The sequence below is a fragment of the Geobacillus sp. LYN3 genome (assembly GCF_003064505.1).
GTDB classification, from domain to species: domain Bacteria; phylum Bacillota; class Bacilli; order Bacillales; family Anoxybacillaceae; genus Parageobacillus_B; species Parageobacillus_B toebii.
The window spans coordinates 1600664-1600941 of sequence record NZ_QCWL01000001.1; the positions used below are offsets into that span (position 1 = coordinate 1600664).

The window sequence follows — 278 nt, forward strand, 5'->3', positions numbered from 1 at the left end:
GGTTTGACTTCACGCAAAGAAGCTCCACATCCTTGACACGTATGCACACGGTGGACGACACGATGATGTGGATGTTCCACTTGACGGAGCGTCTTCCCCTCATGTCCCTCTTGCCCACCAGGCTTTTTGCCAGACGGCTCGCGGGAGGAACGCTTTTTCTCAAAACGGTCAGAAGATGGGGGCAAATGGCTATTGGAGCTGTTTTTTTTCGTGCGTGCTTCCAGCTCTTGAACACGGTACTTCAGTTGTTCATTTTCTTTGCGTAGCTGTTTGTTTTC

General features: G+C 50.4%; 1 protein-coding gene (cut by a window edge). It reads right to left on the minus strand.

Annotated elements, in window-relative coordinates; genetic code table 11:
• The coding region annotated (locus DCC82_RS18055; RefSeq protein ID WP_233253022.1) for a DUF6444 domain-containing protein crosses the window boundary (this coding region is incomplete at both ends): on the minus strand, nucleotides 1-278 show 278 of its 572 nt. Its footprint begins 294 nt before the window's first position.